This is a genomic window from Terrisporobacter petrolearius, assembly GCF_020748185.1.
In the GTDB taxonomy this organism is placed as follows: domain Bacteria; phylum Bacillota; class Clostridia; order Peptostreptococcales; family Peptostreptococcaceae; genus Terrisporobacter; species Terrisporobacter petrolearius.
In genome coordinates this window covers 47,698-67,018 of the sequence record NZ_JAHZMO010000010.1, presented here as the reverse complement: position 1 = coordinate 67,018, position 19,321 = coordinate 47,698, and the positions used below count along the sequence as shown (strand labels likewise).

Here is a 19,321-nt window from a genome sequence, read left to right as displayed (position 1 = left end):
ATGTTATAATATAATGAGATTTAAATACAATATGGCTAATAACAGGTAGCCTCAGTATATAACTTAGGGAGGTAAATTACATGAGAGACCATAAAGGATTAAATGAAATTACTAATGTAATAAGAAAAGACATTGTCTCAATGATATGTAAATCAAAATCAGGACATCCAGGAGGTTCATTATCAGCAGTTGAAATTTTAACAGCTCTTTATTTTGATCAAATGAATATTGATCCAACAAATCCAAAAATGGAAGATAGAGATAGATTTGTTTTATCAAAAGGTCATGCAGCTCCGGCTTTATATGCAACATTAGCTGAAAGAGGATATTTTGAGAAAGAAGAGTTAAATAATTTAAGAAAATTAGGAAGCATGCTTCAAGGGCATCCTGATATGAAAAAGATACCTGGTGTTGAAATGTCAACAGGTTCATTAGGACAAGGTTTTTCTGTTGCGTGTGGGATGGCTATGGCGGCTAAACTAGATAACGCTCCATGGAATGTATATGCATTATTAGGAGATGGAGAGGTTCAAGAGGGAATAATATGGGAAGCGGCTATGAGTGCGGCTCATTATAAGCTTGATAACATGATAGCATTTCTTGATTACAATGGACTTCAAATTGATGGAGAAGTTGAATCAGTAATGGGTATTAATCCTATAGAAGACAAGTTTAGGACTTTTGGATGGAATGTAATAACTATTGATGGTCATGATTTCGACCAAATATTTGCAGCCTTAGATATGGCAAAAGATACAGTAGACAAACCAACAATGATAATAGCTAAAACAGTAAAAGGCAAAGGAGTGTCTTTCATGGAAAACCAAGCTTCATGGCATGGAAGTGCACCAAGTGAAGAACAGCTTGAACAAGCATTATCAGAATTAGGAGGTGCTTTCCATGAGTAAAATAGCAACTAGGGAGGCTTACGGAAAAGCTTTAGTTAAATTAGGAAAAATAAATGATGATGTAGTAGTTTTAGATGCAGATTTATCTAAATCAACTAAAACTAATGACTTTTTAAAAGCATATCCAAATAGATTTTTTAATATGGGTATAGCAGAACAAAACTTAGTAGGAGCTGCTTGTGGTTTTGCAGCAGCAGGAAAAATACCTTTTGCAAGCACATTTGCTATGTTTGCAACTGGAAGAGCATTTGAAGTAATAAGAAACTCAGTATGCTATCCTAAATTAAATGTTAAAATATGTGCTACACATGCAGGTATAACTGTTGGAGAAGATGGTGGTTCTCATCAAAGTGTGGAAGATATATCTTTAATGAGATCTATTCCAAATATGACAGTAATGGTTCCAGCTGATGGAGTTGAAGCTGAAAAGATGATATTTGCTGCAGCTGAGTTCAATGGACCTATGTATGTCAGACTTGGAAGAAGTGCAGTTCCAACAATATTTGAAGAAGATTATAATTTTGAAATTGGAAAAGGTGTTGTTCTAAGAGACGGTAACGATGCTACAATAATAGCTTGTGGAATAATGGTTAACGAAGCAATAATAGCGGCAGACATGTTAAAGGAAGAAAGCATAGATGTTAGAGTTATCAATATGTCTACAATAAAACCAATAGATGCAGAACTTATAATAAAAGCTGCTAAAGAAACTAAGGCAATAATAACGGCAGAAGAGCACAGTATAATAGGTGGATTAGGATCAGCTGTAAGTGAAGTTGTATCTGAAAATCATCCTGCAATAGTTAAAAAAGTTGGAGTAAATGATAGTTTTGGTGAGTCAGGAACACCAAATAAATTATTAGAAAAATATGGTTTAACTGCTAAAAATATAGTAGAAAAAGTAAAAGAAGCATTAAACTAATAATATATATAAAAAGGCGTATTTAATATTTTATTAAATACGCCTTTTTAAGTAAAATCAGATTGTTTGGGCATGTTAATAAAGTGAATTTTTTGCTTCTATCAAAGATTATTTCCTCATATATTTATAAGAGATAGGGGGGATAATGTGGAGATTAAGTTTAATATCAAAGGAGTAATATATGGTGTAATACTAATATTATTTATAGTTTTAGGGTTTGTATTTGTACCTAAATTATTTTTAGATACTTCAAAACCGGTAGATTTTACAATGGTGCAAAGAGAATCCATTCCAGAGAAAATATTAGATATTATGGATAAGTATGAAGACGAAGAAAGAGCATTAGCAGTAAAACTAGATAATAAGATATACGTTATAGTAACGAGAGGAGAAAAAGAACATGGTATAGACATAGACAAAATAACTATGGATACAGTGGAAGAAAAAGCTGTTATGACAGTAGATATTACATATAAAGACAAGGATAAATCCTATCCTTTTGTAGTTGCTGAAACTAATCTTAAATCTTTACCAGACAAAATACAATTAAATGCAACAAAAGAAGAGAAATAAGAAACTTGAGCCCTAACTATTAAAACTCGGGCCTAATAGTTAGGGTATTTTTATGTCTATATTTATTTATAATTTAATTTATCAGAAAATTAATAATTTTCATTAAGGTTTCACAATTAAATCCGTATATTACACATACGGGAATATTTTATTATAAATGGAGCTTATACCTTTATATTATAAATATTATTTTTGATATAAAAATCGAAAAATACAACGTTGAAGGGGAAGGGGTAGACTTATGAAAAGTATTAAGACTAAAATTTTAACAATGATTGGTGGTATTGCCATTTTAGCTATGATAATTTCTGGTGTGTTTACTATGAAGAACACAGTTAAAACTGTATCTAAAAATCAAGAAAGTATTTCAACATTAACTACTAAAAATATAGTTTCTAACATAAATGAATATTTTACAAGATATAAAACAATTGCTATACAAATGGCAGGAAACACAGCTGTCAGAAATGTATTAACAGATGCAACTAGAGAGGATTATAAGAATCATTCATCTTATAAAGATGTTTATAAATCACTTGGATATGTAAAGGAAAAAGATACTCAAATTTTGAATGCATATATTGCTTCAGCAAATGAAGGCTTTGCATTTGATAGCGGTACTTATATTTCTGATGAAGGATATGATTTAAAATTAAAAAATTATTGGTTTTCAAAAAGTGAAGACATTGAAAAAGGGTTTATTATATCACAGCCCTACGAAGATTCTGTTACTGGAAATATGGTTGTTACATTTTCAGCTCCAGTGTATGATTTAAATAATAAAGAAATTATAGGGGTTGCAGCAGTTGATGTTTCTATTGAAGATATAAGTAAACAAGTGGCAACAATGGATACTGACTTTAAAGATGGTGGATACACAATGCTTATCTCAAATATTGGACAAGTATTGGCAAGTAAGGATACTGAGAGGGTTCTTAAGAATGTTAGTGAAATAGGATTTGACGATAAAATACTTAGCGAAATAGATAAAACAACAAATAAAATAATAAAATACACTGAAAATGGTAAAATACGTTATGGAATTGTAAGTGATACAAGAGATGCTGGCTGGAAAGTGCTTCTAAGTATTAGTAAAGATAGTTATATGGCTTTAGTAAAAACATCTATATCTACAACATTAGTCATATATTTAATTGCATTTTTAATTCTTATAATAGCAATTATAGCAGTAACAAAAAGCTTAGTTGCCCCAATTCAAAATCTTATGAATGTAACGGAAGAATTAGCTGCAGGAAATCTTGACGCAGAAATAAATATAGAAAGCAAAGATGAAACTGGAAGATTAGCTGAATCAATGAAGAAGCTTGTATTAAGATTAAATGAATATATTATTTATATTGATGAAATATCAAAATCTTTAGATAGATTTTCAACGGGAGACTTAAATATTGACTTAAAACAAAACTATGAAGGTGATTTTGCTAAGATAAAAAATTCATTATTACAACTCTCATCTATATTCAAGGAAACTATAGGAAAGATTGTTGAAACATCAGAAAATGTTGCAGTTGGTTCAAAAGAAATAGCAAATGCAGCACAAGTACTTGCTGAAGGTTCGCTGTATCAAGCAAGTACAACGGAAGAATTAACAGCAACAGTAAATGATTTATCAGATAGAGTATCAACAAATGCAGATAACGCACTAAATGCATCAAAACAAGTTAAAACTGCTGGAGATCTTGCCATAGAAAGTAATGATCAAATGAAGAAAATGATACTAGCTATTGAAGAAATAAATTCTAAATCAACACAAATAAGTAAAATTATTAAAGTAATTGAGGATATTTCATTCCAAACAAATATATTGGCTTTAAATGCAGCAGTGGAAGCATCTAGAGCAGGAGCTGCAGGCAAAGGATTTGCAGTTGTTGCAGATGAAGTAAGAAATCTAGCTACAAGATCTTCCGATGCATCAAAAGAAACAACTCATTTAATTGAGGAGTCAGTTAAAGCTGTGCAAAATGGGAACCTTATAGCCGTGAAAACTGAGAAAATGCTTGAAAATGTACTTGAAGAAGTGTCTCAGTCGGTAAAATTAATAGATGAAATTTCTTTAGCATCTGTTGAGCAAGCAGCAGCCTTAAAACAAACATTAGAAGGTATTGAACAAATAAGTACAGTTGTACAAACAAATGCAGCAACAGCTCAAGAAAGTTCAGCAGCAAGCAATGAACTATCAAACCAAGCTCAAATACTTAAAAATGTTGCATCAGGTTTTAAAATTCAGGACTAAATATGAAAATTACTAAAAAAACTGGTTCCTAAAATTGGAATCAGTTTTTTTAGTAATTTCAAATGTAGATGTTTTAGATATAAAGTAATAAATAGTTTTAATTTATCTTGATGTTAATATTGTAGATTCGGTTACTATGTAATCCAATTTAGCATCGTGATCTTCTTTGGGAACTTGGTCAAAAATTTGTAAATCAAAAGCTATTCCCACAGTAACGGCATCTTCCCTTAGATTCTCAAGGAATCTATCATAAAAACCACCACCATACCCAAGGCGGTAACAATCTTTATCATAGGCTACAGCTGGCACTATAACCACATCTAAATCTTTTATGTCTATGGCAGTAGAGCATTCAGGTTTTGGCTCTCTAATGTTATAAGCACCATATTTAATTCCATTTTCTAAATCTGTAATTTGAGAAGGTATTAATTTTCTTTCTTCCTTTAAAGTTATAGGTGATGCCACAATTTTACCTAATTTTATAAGTTTTTTAATTAGATTGTCTGTGGCAACTTCGTTATTAAAGTCTAAATAAAGCATAATAGTTTGTGCATTTTTAATACAGTCTAGCTGAAGTAGCTTTTCTGTGATTATATCTGAGTTGTGTTTAATAAAATCTTTGTTTTTTTCTTTTCTAATCATAATAACATTTTTTCTAAACTCTTTTTTCATATAATCTACACCTCTTAATTGTGGTATTATATAATTACCTAAATTTTACTTTCCTAATATAGATTTTAGTAAAATTATAGATTTAAAGCAATATAATTGATAAAGAGTAATAAAAAGACAAGCTAGTCATATAATATATAGTAGATTGATTAAAGGAGAGATGAACAAATGATATCTAAAAAAAGGGCTCTTATATATTCTATTATTCTTGTAATAGTAACTATAATTGGTACAACAATGTTTCAAATTACGTTAGGAAATAAAGTAATAATATCGAAAGACTTATATGAATCTTATGCAAAATATAACAAGCTATTGGGTTTAGAAGAACTTATTCAGGAGGATTACTATAAAGAAGTGTCCGGAAACAATTTAGTAGATGGAGCATTAAAAGGATTATTTGAAGGTCTTAATGATCCATATTCACAGTATTACACAGCAGATGAATTTGAAAGTTTAAAAGAACAAACAAGTGGTTCCTTTGTTGGGATTGGAGTATATATAGGTGTAAATCCTGAAAATAATAAACTAACAATAATTTCTCCAATAGAAGGTTCACCGGCAGACAAAGCAGGTGTTAAATCAGGAGATATAGTTCTAAAAGTTGATGGAGAATCTGTTGAAACTAAAAAGATAGACGATGTAATTAAGAATATAAAAGGAAAAGAAAATACAGATGTTAGTTTAACTGTTCAAAGAAAGGAACAAGAGTTAAGTTTTGATATTAAGAGGGAAACTATAGTAACAAAGAGTGTATCTAATGAAGTTATGGATAACAATATAGGTTATTTAAGAATAAAATCTTTTGATGAAAATACACATAAAGAATTTAAAGAAAATTTAAGCGTATTAGAATCTAAGGGCGTTAAAGGATTAGTAATAGACTTGAGAGATAATCCAGGAGGACTATTAGATGTTTGCGTAGATATAGCAGATGACTTAATAGGAAAGGGAACAATTGTCTATACAAAAGATAATACAGGAAATAAAGAGTATTATAAATCAGATGACAAACAAGTTGATATGCCAATAGCTGTTTTAATAAATGGAGGAAGTGCATCGGCATCAGAAATTTTAACAGCAGCTTTAGTTGATAATAACAAGGCTATAGCCATAGGTGAAACATCTTTTGGTAAAGGTCTAGTACAAAGTGTAAAAGGATTAAAAGATGGTACTGGATATAAATTAACAACTGCTCAGTATTTTACACCAAATGGGGATTATATAAACGGAAAAGGTATTACGCCTAAAATTAAAGAAACAAATGAAAATCAACAACTTAAATCAGCATTAGAATATATTAAGAAGGAAATCAAGTAACAAATATATAAATAAACTATATAACAAAAAATAGTTTGAGTGCATGACTTAAAATATAAGTGTTGTCAATAATTAATATATAGGTAATTATAAAAATAATAGTTATTAAAATATTGATTAAATATGTATTAGAATATATGGCGAATAATAAAATAACAAATATTTCTACAAATTTTGATTCTAAAAATTAAAAATCTAATATTTTTTATAAAAAATAATAAAAAATTTAGAGGAAAAAGATAAATAACATAGAATTACTTATATAAGTTAATAATCTTAGTTGGGAAGTGAGTTTATGAAGAAAACTATGGCAAAAGTTGTTAACTTTCAAGAATATAAGGAGAAAAAGAAGCATTTAGAAGTTGACAGGAAGGAACTTTTAGAGCTTATTAAACAAATTGTGACTACAAAATAGAAATAATTGTAACTCTAGATAAAGTTTTTTGAAAGAATAAAAGTAAAAACCATATACTTAGTTGCAAAAACATATATAATTTTGTCATTTCGTTTTATTTTAATAAGAGGGAGCTTTTGCTCCCTTTTATTATGACATTCTTAAACCACTAACATAATCTTGAAACTGTGAAAATTCATTTTCATCTTGAAGGTTTACAACTGTAGATTTTTCTTCATCAAAATTCTTTAGATATATATTTCTATTACCTTCAGCTCCGTCTTGATAAATACATCTATAACCATCCTCGTATAGGTTTTTCAAATCATTGAAATTATTCATTTAATCATCTCCTTAAATATATTTATCTATTTATATTTTTTGTTTATAAATAAATACTATTCGTCAAAATGAAAATACCTTTAATTCCAAAAAATGCTTAAAAAATACATAAAGTACTAGATAGTTTTTATATATAACAATATAATTATTGTAGGAAACTTAACAAATAATATAAATTTTAGACAAATTACAAAAAATAAAAAGTTTAAGGGGGATGGTAGCCGTGAATTTAATAGAAAATATATCAAGAAATATTTATCCATTAGAAGAAAAATACATAAAGCAAGCAGAAGAAAGATTGAATAGGCTTATAAAGCCAACAGGAAGTTTAGGTAAAATGGAAAATATTTGTGAGCAACTTGCAGGAATATATGGAAGAAAATATTTTGATACATCAAAAAAAGTAATAATAGCTTTTGGAGCAGACCATGGAGTTTATGAAGAAGGTGTAGCACCAGATCCTCAAAATATTACCATATTACAATTTCAAAATTTTCCTAAAAAAATAAATGGTGTTGGGACAATTTCAAAATTTGTAGGAGCTGATGTTTTAGCAGTTGATGTAGGGATAAATTGTGATGAAAAAATAGATGGAGTAATTGATTATAAAATAAGAAAAGGCACATCTAACATGGCTAAAGGACCTGCTATGACGAGATCAGAAGCAGAAAAATGTATATCAATAGGGATAGAAATGGCAGAAAAGTGTATTCAAGATGATTATACTTTAATTGGGATAGGAGAGATGGGAATAGCTAATACTACTCCATCTACTGCCATAATTTCAGTTTTTGGAAATTATGACCCACAAGAAATTACTGGTATAGGAGCTGGTCTAAAGAAAGAATTAATTGAACATAAAGCAGAAGTAATAAGAAGATCTATAGAGTTAAATAAACCTAATCCTAAAGATGCAATAGATGTACTAGCTAAAGTGGGTGGATTTGAAATAGGTGCTATGGCAGGTGTAATCTTAGGATGTGCAGCTAATAGAATACCTATTGTGCTTGATGGATTTATATCTTATGCAGCAGCTTTATTAGCATATCATATTAATCCAAAAACAAAGTACTATATGATAGCTTCTCATTTATCAGCAGAACCAGGAACAAAAAAAGCCTTAGAGATTATGGGACTTCAACCATTTTTAAACATGGATATGAGACTAGGAGAAGGAAGTGGAGCAGCACTATCTTTTAATATAATAGAAGCTGCAAATTACGTATATAAAAATATGGCAACATTTGATGAAATAGATATGGGAAGATAAATATCTAAAGGAGAGCAATTATGAGTAATATCATTTTAGTTACAGGTGGAGCAAGATCGGGGAAAAGTAGTTTTGCTGAATCGCTTTGTATAAAACAAAATAATAAAACAGCATACATTGCTACGTCAGTAGCATTTGATGATGAAATGAAAAATCGAGTTAAAAAACACCAGGAAAATAGGCCTAGAAGTTGGAAAACCTATGAAATATATAAGGATATATATTCCATAGTAGAAGAATTGAATAAAAACCATGACACGGTAATAATGGACTGTGTAACTCTTATGGTAAATAACTTAATGTTTACTCATGGGATAGAAGTTGATGAAGCCACTTCAGAAGAATTAAATGAATTAGAAAATTATATAAGAGAACAAATAACTAAATTATTAGAAGCTGTTAAAAAAACAAACTTATATTTTGTAATAGTAACTAATGAAATTGGAATGGGAATTGTGCCAGAAAATAAATTATCTAGAATATATGGTGATTTTGTTGGAAGAGCAAATCAATTAATAGCTAGTTATAGCAATGAAGTTTACTTTGTTGTAAGTGGAATTCCTATGAAAGTGAAGTGATAATTATGAAAAGATTTATAGGGTTATTACAGTTTATGACTAGAATACCTATTAAAGCAGATATTGGATTTGATGAAGAGTTTCACAAATCCATAGTGTATTTTCCATTAGTAGGATTTGTAATAGGGTTGATTTCTTTTAGTATAGGAAGTTTGTCAATTCAAATATTTGATCCATTTATAACATCTATAATAATTGTAGCAGGTGAAGTTATTTTAACGGGTGGTCTACATATTGATGGCTTGGGAGATACATTTGATGCCATATATAGTAACAGAGATAAAGAGAGAATGTTGGAGATAATGAAGGATTCCAGATTGGGAACTAACTCTCTTCTAGCTATATTATTTTTAGTATTAATAAAAATAGGATTATTGAATTCTGCTATAAATAGCAACCTTATGTGCTTAGTTATATTTATGCCTATGATATCTCGTTTGGGAGTTATAGTTATGCTTTATAAAACTGTGACACCAAGAAAAGTAGGCATGGGAAATGTATTTATTGGTAAAGCAACTAAAGGTATGTTTATAACAGCAATATTATATACTGTTGCTATTCTTGTAGTTATTACTAAATTCTTATTTTTATCAACTACTTTAAATATAATAAAATTATTATTATCAATTGTGATAGTAATGTTATTTGATTATTTATTTAAAAATCATATTTATAAGAAAATTGATGGTGTAACAGGAGATATATTGGGATGTACTATTGAGTTAGGAGAATTAATATTTTTATTATTTTCCTATATAGCTATTCTAATTTAAGGTGATGAAATGATAAAGTTAATTTTGGTAAGACATGGTATAACTGTTTGTAATGAAGGTGGAGCTTTGTCAGGATTTAAAGATAGTATATTAAGTGAAAAAGGAAGGTCACAAGCAAATAAGATTGCAGAGTATTTAAAAGATGAAGATATAGATAAAATATACACTACACCTTTGTCTAGAACAAAAGATACAATGAAAAAATTGGCTGAGATTAAAAACATTCAAACTGAAGAGACTAGTCTATTGAATGAAATAAATTTTGGTGACTTTGAGGGACTATCATTTAAAGTAATTGAAGAAAAATATCCTGAAGAAGTTGAAAAAATGATAAAAGAAGGATTTGAATATAAGTATCCTAATGGTGAGAGCTTGAAAGATACCTTTACAAGAGTAAAAAATGAAATGAGTAAAATTATAAATGATAATGATAATTCAACAGTATTAATTTGCTCTCATGGAGGTACAATTAGGAATATAATTTCTTATCTTATATGTAATGATTATAAATATCATTGGAATTTTAAAATAGATAATGGGTCTATAACAGAGATAGAAGTAGATAATAACTTTGCGGTAATTAATAAATTAAATGATACATCATATATGAATATGTAAAATTAAGAAGAGAACCTAATTTGATAGTAGGTTCTCTTTATTATTAGTATAAAGATTTATAAATATTATAAACAATATCTTTACTTAAGGGAGTGTAGGCATTTGCCATTAATCTACCTTGGTTAATAAGAACATTTTCAGTAAAAGATACTAAATCTTCCTCTGTGACACCATAGCCTTTTAAAGATTTCTTTGGAAGTATTTTATAAAGTAGATTATCCAATTCTTCAAAGACTTCTTTCTCAGAACAATTAAGAATTTCGGTTAAAATATTATTGAGTTTTTGGATTTTTCCACTTGGATTTAATTTTTCGTATGTTTTAAAAATTTCTGTAAAACAAACATAATTAGATTCTCCATGAGGAACGTGGTAAATTGAACCTAAAGGATAACTCATTGCATGAACAGCTCCACAACCGGCATTACCAAAAGCTATACCAGCGTAAGTGCTAGCGATTAAGAAGTCATCTAGAAGATTATTCAAATGATCTCTTCCATTATCAACAATATTTTTAAATCCATTAATAATCATTTTTATAGCTTCTATAGAGTACATTTCTGTAAAAATAGAGGCTTTTGGAGATACAAAAGACTCGATTGCATGAATAAGAGCATCTATTGAGCTTGCAGCAAAAACTTTAAAAGGTAAAACCTTTAATAGCTCAGGGATTAACACTGCATAGTCTGCTAGAATTGAATCATGAGCAAGACCCAATTTGCTGTTTATAGAGTTTAAATGAAGTACAGATATATTAGTAACCTCGCTACCAGTACCACAAGTCGTAGGAATAAGTATTAGTTCTTTATTTTTGACAGGTTCAAATTTCTTTTCAAATAAATCACAAACAGGTGAAAGTTTTTCTAAAGCAAAAAGTTTTGCAACATCTAAAATACTTCCTCCACCAATTCCTATAACTCTTTTATAATCAGTCTCTTTAACTTGAGCATATATTTTTTCAACCATTATATCAGTAGGTTCTCCACTACCGAAGTCTCTTCTGTATACTACATTAGCATCTTCAATAAAATTTTCGAAAAATGGTTTGTAAATATATTCATTTGTTATTATTAAGTCATTTTTATTTATATTGAATTTTAAACAAAATTCTTCACACTTATTAAAAGTAAGTATTTCTGGAGATAATTTAAAGCTTTTCATATGTAATCCTTTCTAATAATTCAATTTTTATTATGAATCGTATTATGATAATTATATCATAATATATTTAGTAGTATTATTTGTGAAAGATATGTGTAAATAAAAAGTTAATTGTTGGGTTTTATAATTAATCAACTATAATTATTGATTTGGTGGATAATTAAGAAATAGCAATATAAATATATAATTAAAGAGTTGAAAAAGATAAACCCAAAAATATCTTGCAACTCTTTTTTATTATTATTAAGTGCTAAAAATATTACTGAATTTTAAACAAATAGACTATACTTTTATTAAGTGTAAAATTAAAGGATATAATAATAAGAAGTATTACTTACAAAAGGAGATTATTATGGATATAATAGAAAACTTAAGAATTCAAGGGGTAAGTGAGTCTCTTATAGGGGATGTACAACATTTTAGAAAAGAATTTAAAGTTGATAAAGAAGTAGAGCACAGGGTTACAAAATCGCCGGCGTTTTATATTGGTGAAGATATTTTGTCCATGTGTATATCTGCTATTTTAGAAGAAGAAAATATATTATTATCTGGGCCTAAGGCTACGGGGAAAAACTTACTTTCGGATAATTTATCAGAGATATTTGGAAGGCCTCAGTGGAACACTTCCTTCCATATAAACACAGATAGTTCATCACTAATTGGAACAGATACTTTTATAGATAATGAAGTGAAACTTAGAAGAGGATCTGTATATGAATGTGCCATTCATGGTGGATTTGGTGTTTTTGATGAAATAAATATGGCTAAAAATGACGCAATAGTTGTTGTTCATTCTGCACTAGATTACAGAAGAGTAATAGATGTACCAGGATATGAAAGAATAAACCTTCATCCAGCAACTAGATTTATAGGTACTATGAACTATGAATATGCAGGTACAAAAGAATTAAACGAGGCCTTAGTTTCTAGATTTTTAGTAATAGATATTCCAGCAGTAAATGAAGATAAATTAATGATGATTTTGAAAAGAGAATTTCCTTGTACTGATGAAGAAAAATTAAATCAATTTGCAGGAATTTTTTTAGATTTACAATTAAAATCTCAAAATGGAGAGATATCTACAAAGGCAATTGATTTAAGAGGATTAATAGGTGCTCTAAAAACTATTAAAAGAGGGCTTAGACCAACCCTTGCTATTAATATGGGTCTTACAGGAAAGACTTTTGATATTTATGAAAAAGAAATTGTGGATGATATTATTAGGACAAGAATACCAGAGAAATGGGAAAGTAAAGATATATTTCCTAAGTTAAAATAACCTGAAGTAGGTGATAAAATGAGTGCAAATACTAATTGGATATATAATAACTACGAATTTGAAAATAGAGTAAATAATTTGGCATGGACAGTTTCTGGTATGTACGAGGAAGACATAGACTCAAGTGAAAAAGATTATTCATCCAAAGATGTTTCTTTGTATTTTGGTATAATCGCTGGAGCAAGAAGAAAGTACTTAGATTGGGATATAATCAAAAAATATATAATCAGTAGAATAAAAAAATCCTACGATAAAGATATTTTATACACTTTGATAGAACTTGTGCTTAATTCTGTAGTAGAAGATAAAGTAATAAATGAAAGACCAGGAGTTGAAGAAATAAGAAGTAAAGCATACAAAGACATTCTTGTTAATTATAGTAAAATTAACAAAGAAGATATATTACAGACATTAAGATATACATTTATTCTTCAAGCTATGAACAGACACCCTGCAGTGGATGGTTTGACAAGAAGAATAATGAAAGATATAAAATCTATTGATTGTAACGATGATTTGATGAATATCTTAAAAAGATTAGATGAAATTTATTTAACTTATTTTGAGTTTATAATAAACTCTCAAAGAGAAATTTCACAAGGAAATGAACAAGATATAAAAAATGTAAATGTGGACTTTGATACTTTCTCAGATTTTATGTATGAGGAGTTATATATGGATGAGGAAATAGAAACCATAGAAAGTGAAATTAATAATATAAGTAATACCATGCTGGTTGAAAACTTAGGAGAAATGGGTAGTGGAGATCTAGGAAAATCCTCAAATAGAGTTATATATGTGGATGAAGTTATGGCTCAAAAAATATATGATAAAGTAGAATATTACTATGGTAAAGCATTTCTAAGTGAAAGTGAAATAAGGAAAATTGAAACTAAACATTGTAGAGATGTTCATGAAGGGTGTAGGGTTCATTTTACGGATGGAGTATTACGTAGTGAATGTAACAATGTTTTTCAGTTAAAATATGTTACGAGACAAAAAGAAAACAATTTATACAAATATAGAAATAATATTAAACTACATAAAAGAAGTATTAATAAATTAAAAGAAAGCATATCAAGAATATTAATAGAAGAAAGTGCTATTGATAGAATTTATTCCGACGGAGGAACTATTTGTGCCAATAGAGCTTGGAGAATAGGAAGAAGCAACAATTCAAAAGTTTTTTATAAGGATATAAGAAATGAAAAAGGAAAGTATGTTATAGATATATTACTTGATGCCAGTGGTTCACAAAGTAGAAACCAGTTTAATGTGGCAATACAGGCATATATAATTGCTACTGCTCTTACATCAGTTGGAATTCCCAACAGAGTTATGGGATATTTAAGTTTTTTAGATTATACTATATTAAAAAGATATAGAGATTATAATGATAATATTAATTCTTGTGAAAATATATTTGAGTATTTTGCAGCAGGAAATAATAGAGATGGACTAGCAATAAAGGCAGCAAGTGATTCTTTATTAGAAAGAGAAGAAGAAAATAAAATACTTATAATACTTAGTGATGGGAAACCCAATGATGTGAAAATAGGAAAAGATAGATCAAGAAGTTTAAGAGGAGAGGCTTCTTATAAAGGAATGATAGCAGTAAAAGATACGGCTTTAGAAGTTCGAAAGGCGAGAAAACAGGGAATACTTGTATTAGGGGTTTTCACTGGGAAAGAAAAAGATTTAGAAGCAGAAAAAATAATTTATGGTCAGGATTTTATTTACACTAAGGATATAGAAAGATTTTCTGATATAGTTGCTATGTATTTGAAAAAAATAATAAAAAATTAAGATATTTTAGCAAAATATGAAATAAAATAATTGTTAAAAATTAACAAATATTCTTTTGTATGTGCTATACTTATCTTAGTTAAAAAATTAAATTAATTAAAGTATTTTAGGTTCTTAAACTAAGATTAATAGGGAAAAAGGTGAGATACCTTTGCAGCCCCCGCTACTGTAATGTGGACGAAACTTTTAACCACTGTGGAAACATGGGAAGGGAAAGGAGTAGAATGAAGCAAAGCCAGGAGACCTGCCTACAATATAAAGTGATTTCTTCGGGGTAGGAGAAATATCTTAATAAAAATTTTTATTTGAAGATATTGTGCCTAACTTGAAGTTAGGCACTTTTTAGTTCTTATGAACTTGAATAAGCCCTCAACCTATTTTATTTCAAAATAGTTTGAAAATAGAATAACCCTTAACCTATACCTTAGGATTCTCCAAAATCCTAAGGTCTTTTTTTATGATAATTTACAGGTTAAGTATTTTATATTTTATTCATGGGAATTATTATAGTATTATGGAGTTTGAAGAAAAAATAGAATTAGATTAAAATATATTTATATGAGCATTATAGGAGGATAGATATGATTTCAGATATAATAGAAAAATTAAATCCAGCTCAGAGAGAAGCGGTAGAAAATACAGAGGGACCTGTTTTAATACTTGCTGGAGCTGGATCGGGAAAGACGAGAGTTTTAACTACTAGAATCGGTTATCTTATGGAAGATAAAGATGTTAAAGCTGAAAATATTTTAGCTATAACATTTACAAACAAAGCTGCAAATGAGATGCGAGAAAGAGTAGAAGAAACTTTAGAAGGAACAGACACTAAGGAAATGTGGATTACAACATTCCATTCTTGTTGTGTTCGTATTCTTAGAAAAAGTATAAATAAAATAGGCTATAATAGAAGTTTCGTAATTTATGATAGTCCAGACCAAGTTACTTTAATTAAGGACTGTATGAGAGAATTAGATATTAGTGATAAAGCATTTGATCCTAAATATGTATTAAGTTGCATATCTAATGCAAAGGATAAATTGTATTCTCCTAAAAGATTCTTAAAATTAAATGAAGGTGACATATCTAAAACAAAGGTAGGAGAAATTTATGCACTGTATCAAGATCGTTTAAAAAGAAATAGTGCCTTAGATTTTGATGACTTAATAATGAAAACAGTCGAACTGTTTAAAGAATGTCCAGATGTGTTAGATTTTTATAGGAATAAATTTAGATACATAATGGTAGATGAGTACCAAGACACAAGTAAAGCACAATATGAATTAATAAAATTATTAGCAAAACAACACCAAAATATTTGTGTTGTTGGAGATGATGATCAAAGTATTTATGGTTGGAGAGGAGCTGACATAAGAAATATCCTAGAATTTGAAAGGGATTATGACAATGTTAAAATAGTAAAGCTTGAGCAAAACTATAGATCAACACAAGTAATACTAGATGCAGCTAACCATGTTATTGCAAATAATACAGAAAGAAAAAGAAAAAGACTTTGGAGTGATAAAAAAGAAGGACAGCTAATAAAAATCCAATTGTCAGAAAATGAAATTGATGAAGGTGATTTTATAGTAAATACTATATCATATATGAAAAGATATGAAGATAGGTATTATAAAGACTTTGCAGTTTTATATAGAGCCAATGCACAAGCTCGTTCTGTGGAAGATGCATTAAATAGGTCAGGAATACCATATAATATTTATGGTGGTATTAAATTTTATGAAAGAAAAGAAATAAAAGATATTATAGCTTATCTTAGAGTAATACAAAACCCTCAAGATGATATATCTTTAAAAAGAATAATAAACGTTCCTAGAAGGGGAATAGGCCTTAGAACTATAGAAAAAATAGAAGATAGAGCCAGCTTAAAAGAAGAGAGTATTTATTCTGTATTAATTGATATAGAAGATAATTCTGATATATCAAGAAAAGCTAGGGCTAGTATAAGTGAATTTGTAGATTTAATGTCTACATTAAGAAGTTTTACAGATGTATATAGTGTCAGTCAAGTTATTGAAAAAGTATTGGATGTAACAGGATACAAAGATGAATTACTAAAAGAAAAAAATAACGAAGGAGAAGATCGATTAGAAAACTTAGAAGAACTTATATCAGTAGCTTTAGAATTTGAAAGTTCAAGCGATGATAAGAGTTTAGAAGGATTTTTAACAGGAATAGCTCTTAGTGCTGAACCAGATAGCGAGGAAGAATCTGAAGATAGAGTCTCTTTAATGACAATACATTCATCAAAAGGTCTTGAGTTCCCAGTAGTATTTTTAGCGGGAATGGAGGAAAAAATATTCCCAATTGCTAGAGCGATACAATCAATGAGAGATAGTGATATAGAAGAAGAAAGAAGGCTTTGCTATGTTGGAATAACTAGGGCAAAGGAAGAATTATTTTTAACTTTAACAAGAAAGAGAACTTTATATGGAAGAACTAATCCTTCAATTGCATCTAGATTTATAGAGGAATTACCAGGTGATTGTATAGAAAGATTAAATAAAGACCAAAAAGAATTATCTTTCTCTAAGGCAAATTATAATATTCTTGATAAATATACTCAAAAATATAAAATGAATAATATGAATAAGGTTGAAGTTGCTAAAAAAGCAAATGCTACTATAAAAAATACATCAAATGAAAGTAATATAGATGACTTAAAACTTGGAGCTAAAGTGCATCATCCAAAGTTTGGCTTGGGAACAGTAGTAGCTTTAAAAGGCCCAGATGTGACTATAGCTTTTGATAACCAAGGTATAAAAACTATAAATAAAGAATACACGACTTTAGATTTAGTTTAATAGGAGGAGCTATGAAAAAACAATTTGCTGAGAATTTAATAGATTATATTTATGATAGTCCAACTGCATTTAATGCAGTTGAGACTAGCAAAGATTTATTATTAAAAAATGGATTTAATGAATTGAAAATGAATGAGAAATGGAAACTTAAAGTTGGTGGAAAGTATTTTATAACAAAAAATTCATCCTCATTAACAGCCCTTGTAATAAACTCTGACAACATGCAAGATGGATTTAGAATAATAGGATCTCACAGTGACTCACCAACTTTTAGAATTAAACCTAAAGCAGAGATGACAGTGGAGAATGCATATTTGAAATTAAATACTGAAGGTTATGGCGGGGCTATACTAAGTACTTGGTTTGATAGACCATTGTCTATTGCAGGCAGAGTAGTATTAAAATCAGAAAATGTATTATACCCAAGAGAAGAGATAATAAATATAAATCGACCAGTTTGTATAATACCAAATATAGCTATTCATATGAACGGAAGTATAAATGATGGATATAAGTTTAATAAGCAAAAAGATACATTACCTTTAGTTGGATTAATCAATGATACACTAGAAAAAGATGATTTTCTATTAAATGAAATAAGTAGAGAATTAAATGTGGATAAAAAGGAAATTCTTGATTTTGATTTGTATTTATATGAATATGAAAAAGGAAGTATAATTGGACCAAGTGAAGAATTTATATCATCTTCTAGGCTTGATAATTTGTCTATGGCTCATGCAAGTTTACATGGATTAATAGATTCAAAAGGAAAAAATGGTATAAATATAGCTTCCATATTTGACAATGAAGAGGTAGGCAGTTCTACGAAGCAAGGAGCTGACTCTAATATGTTACTAAACCTACTGGAACGAATTTGCATAAGTTTAGGCAAAGATAGAGAAGAATTCTTTTCAGCTATTTATTCATCTTTTATGATATCTGCAGATTTAGCTCATGCTCTTCACCCAAATCTTGTTGAAAAGCATGATCCAACAAACAAGCCTATTATGGGTGGTGGGCCTGTAATAAAAATTAGTGCAAATCAAGCCTACACAAGTGATGCTTTCTCATCAGGAGTATATAAAAATATATGCGAAAAATGTGGAGTTAAATATCAACAATTTGTGAACCGATCTGATGAAAGAGGTGGATCAACAATTGGGCCAATTTCATCGACACATTTAGATATTAATTCTGTGGATATTGGTAGTCCAATATTATCTATGCATTCAGTAAGAGAACTTGGAAGTGTAGAAGACCATTTTAATATATATAAGACCTTTGTCGAATTTTATCAGATATAAAAGAATAATGGTGAAAAATTCTGTAAATTTCAGATAAAAATGTGGATAAAGACTGAATAAAATGTTAATAAGTTGTAGATAAGTGGATAACTGTGTGGATAAAATGGCAATAAAACGTAATGTTTTAATTTTATATATAAATAAAAACTTTGCAATATAGTAGGAAACTTTGAAATTTAATAGGTGTGGATATTGTGGATAAAAATGCAGAGATATCCACAGAAACATTAATTAAACTGTTTTAAATATGATAAAATAATAATAGAGTAGTTATTCTTTTATAACTTAGTATATAATAATATATGAAAATACATAACAACCAAAGAA

General features: G+C 28.8%; 16 protein-coding genes and 1 riboswitch. Of the genes, 13 read left to right on the top strand and 3 right to left on the bottom strand.

The genetic code is table 11. From position 1 onward, the window contains the following. Window positions 1-80: 80 nt before the first annotated feature. From K0040_RS08185 to K0040_RS08170, 4 genes are all read left to right on the top strand, one after another. Window positions 81-908: a transketolase gene (locus K0040_RS08185; RefSeq protein ID WP_228108425.1), complete on the top strand. Its 828-nt coding sequence runs from the start codon at window positions 81-83 to the stop codon at window positions 906-908. Next, window positions 901-1,830, top strand: coding sequence for a transketolase family protein (locus K0040_RS08180; RefSeq protein ID WP_228108424.1), 930 nt, complete (start codon window positions 901-903; stop codon window positions 1,828-1,830). The genes K0040_RS08185 and K0040_RS08180 overlap by 8 nt, the downstream gene beginning before the upstream one ends. A 147-nt stretch (window positions 1,831-1,977) precedes the next feature. After that, window positions 1,978-2,403, top strand: a complete 426-nt coding sequence (locus tag K0040_RS08175) for a hypothetical protein (RefSeq protein WP_228108423.1) — start codon at window positions 1,978-1,980, stop codon at window positions 2,401-2,403. 241 nt (window positions 2,404-2,644) lie between these two features. Then, window positions 2,645-4,657, top strand: coding sequence for a methyl-accepting chemotaxis protein (locus tag K0040_RS08170; RefSeq protein ID WP_228108422.1), 2,013 nt, complete (start codon window positions 2,645-2,647; stop codon window positions 4,655-4,657). 102 nt (window positions 4,658-4,759) lie between these two features. On the opposite strand, the gene K0040_RS08165 is transcribed toward K0040_RS08170, so the two are convergent. Next, entirely contained in the window at window positions 4,760-5,329 is a 570-nt protein-coding gene (locus K0040_RS08165; protein ID WP_074919670.1) for a 5-formyltetrahydrofolate cyclo-ligase, read from the bottom strand. A gap of 168 nt (window positions 5,330-5,497) precedes the next feature. On the opposite strand from K0040_RS08165, the gene K0040_RS08160 reads away from it, so the two are divergent. Then, complete coding sequence (locus K0040_RS08160; protein ID WP_228108421.1) at window positions 5,498-6,649, top strand: S41 family peptidase; 1,152 nt, start codon at window positions 5,498-5,500, stop codon at window positions 6,647-6,649. 544 nt (window positions 6,650-7,193) lie between these two features. On the opposite strand, the gene K0040_RS08155 is transcribed toward K0040_RS08160, so the two are convergent. Continuing rightward, window positions 7,194-7,385 (bottom strand): hypothetical protein, encoded by a 192-nt coding sequence (locus K0040_RS08155; protein ID WP_228108420.1) that lies wholly within the window; start codon window positions 7,383-7,385, stop codon window positions 7,194-7,196. A 223-nt stretch (window positions 7,386-7,608) separates the two neighbouring features. Here K0040_RS08155 and cobT point away from each other — a divergent pair, with 223 nt between their 5' ends. Genes cobT through K0040_RS08135 form a run of 4 tightly spaced genes read left to right on the top strand, consistent with a single transcriptional unit; the run spans window position 7,609 to window position 10,624 of the window. Next, window positions 7,609-8,655, top strand: coding sequence for a nicotinate-nucleotide--dimethylbenzimidazole phosphoribosyltransferase (cobT, locus tag K0040_RS08150; protein ID WP_228108419.1), 1,047 nt, complete (start codon window positions 7,609-7,611; stop codon window positions 8,653-8,655). Between the two features lie 20 nt (window positions 8,656-8,675). Next, window positions 8,676-9,233: a bifunctional adenosylcobinamide kinase/adenosylcobinamide-phosphate guanylyltransferase gene (cobU, locus tag K0040_RS08145; protein ID WP_228108418.1), complete on the top strand. Its 558-nt coding sequence runs from the start codon at window positions 8,676-8,678 to the stop codon at window positions 9,231-9,233. Between the two features lie 5 nt (window positions 9,234-9,238). Next, a complete protein-coding gene (gene cobS, locus K0040_RS08140; protein WP_074919665.1) occupies window positions 9,239-10,006 on the top strand; it encodes an adenosylcobinamide-GDP ribazoletransferase in 768 nt (255 codons plus the stop codon). A 9-nt stretch (window positions 10,007-10,015) separates the two neighbouring features. Continuing rightward, on the top strand, window positions 10,016-10,624 hold the full coding sequence (locus K0040_RS08135) for a histidine phosphatase family protein (RefSeq protein WP_074919664.1): 609 nt from the start codon (window positions 10,016-10,018) through the stop codon (window positions 10,622-10,624). 43 nt (window positions 10,625-10,667) lie between these two features. Here the strand turns inward: K0040_RS08135 and K0040_RS08130 are convergent, their stop codons facing one another. Continuing rightward, window positions 10,668-11,783 carry a 4-hydroxybutyrate dehydrogenase gene (locus tag K0040_RS08130; RefSeq protein WP_228108417.1) on the bottom strand — a complete coding sequence of 372 codons (1,116 nt, stop codon included), beginning with the start codon at window positions 11,781-11,783 and terminating at the stop codon, window positions 10,668-10,670. A gap of 352 nt (window positions 11,784-12,135) precedes the next feature. Between K0040_RS08130 and K0040_RS08125 the strand changes: the two genes are divergently transcribed. The 4 genes from K0040_RS08125 to K0040_RS08110 all read left to right on the top strand — a co-directional run bounded on the left by K0040_RS08125 (window position 12,136) and on the right by K0040_RS08110 (window position 18,994). After that, the gene (locus K0040_RS08125) at window positions 12,136-13,062 is read left to right on the top strand and encodes an AAA family ATPase (RefSeq protein WP_074919662.1); all 927 of its coding nucleotides are present in this window, start codon (window positions 12,136-12,138) and stop codon (window positions 13,060-13,062) included. A gap of 18 nt (window positions 13,063-13,080) precedes the next feature. Beyond that, entirely contained in the window at window positions 13,081-14,868 is a 1,788-nt protein-coding gene (locus K0040_RS08120; RefSeq protein WP_074919661.1) for a VWA domain-containing protein, read from the top strand. A gap of 91 nt (window positions 14,869-14,959) precedes the next feature. Next, a riboswitch (cobalamin riboswitch) is annotated at window positions 14,960-15,134 on the top strand. 315 nt (window positions 15,135-15,449) lie between these two features. Next, window positions 15,450-17,690: a DNA helicase PcrA gene (gene pcrA, locus K0040_RS08115; protein WP_228108416.1), complete on the top strand. Its 2,241-nt coding sequence runs from the start codon at window positions 15,450-15,452 to the stop codon at window positions 17,688-17,690. An 11-nt stretch (window positions 17,691-17,701) separates the two neighbouring features. Continuing rightward, the gene (locus K0040_RS08110) at window positions 17,702-18,994 is read left to right on the top strand and encodes a M18 family aminopeptidase (RefSeq protein WP_228108415.1); all 1,293 of its coding nucleotides are present in this window, start codon (window positions 17,702-17,704) and stop codon (window positions 18,992-18,994) included. Window positions 18,995-19,321: the final 327 nt, after the last annotated feature.

Coding starts and splice junctions, on each gene's coding strand:
- K0040_RS08185 (WP_228108425.1), top strand. CDS start 81: ATGAGAGACCATAAAGGATTAAATGAAATTACTAATGTAATAAGAAAA.
- K0040_RS08180 (WP_228108424.1), top strand. CDS start 901: ATGAGTAAAATAGCAACTAGGGAGGCTTACGGAAAAGCTTTAGTTAAA.
- K0040_RS08170 (WP_228108422.1), top strand. CDS start 2,645: ATGAAAAGTATTAAGACTAAAATTTTAACAATGATTGGTGGTATTGCC.
- K0040_RS08165 (WP_074919670.1), bottom strand. CDS start 5,329: ATGAAAAAAGAGTTTAGAAAAAATGTTATTATGATTAGAAAAGAAAAA.
- K0040_RS08160 (WP_228108421.1), top strand. CDS start 5,498: ATGATATCTAAAAAAAGGGCTCTTATATATTCTATTATTCTTGTAATA.
- K0040_RS08155 (WP_228108420.1), bottom strand. CDS start 7,385: ATGAATAATTTCAATGATTTGAAAAACCTATACGAGGATGGTTATAGA.
- cobU (WP_228108418.1), top strand. CDS start 8,676: ATGAGTAATATCATTTTAGTTACAGGTGGAGCAAGATCGGGGAAAAGT.
- cobS (WP_074919665.1), top strand. CDS start 9,239: ATGAAAAGATTTATAGGGTTATTACAGTTTATGACTAGAATACCTATT.
- K0040_RS08135 (WP_074919664.1), top strand. CDS start 10,016: ATGATAAAGTTAATTTTGGTAAGACATGGTATAACTGTTTGTAATGAA.
- K0040_RS08130 (WP_228108417.1), bottom strand. CDS start 11,783: ATGAAAAGCTTTAAATTATCTCCAGAAATACTTACTTTTAATAAGTGT.
- K0040_RS08125 (WP_074919662.1), top strand. CDS start 12,136: ATGGATATAATAGAAAACTTAAGAATTCAAGGGGTAAGTGAGTCTCTT.
- K0040_RS08120 (WP_074919661.1), top strand. CDS start 13,081: ATGAGTGCAAATACTAATTGGATATATAATAACTACGAATTTGAAAAT.
- pcrA (WP_228108416.1), top strand. CDS start 15,450: ATGATTTCAGATATAATAGAAAAATTAAATCCAGCTCAGAGAGAAGCG.
- K0040_RS08110 (WP_228108415.1), top strand. CDS start 17,702: ATGAAAAAACAATTTGCTGAGAATTTAATAGATTATATTTATGATAGT.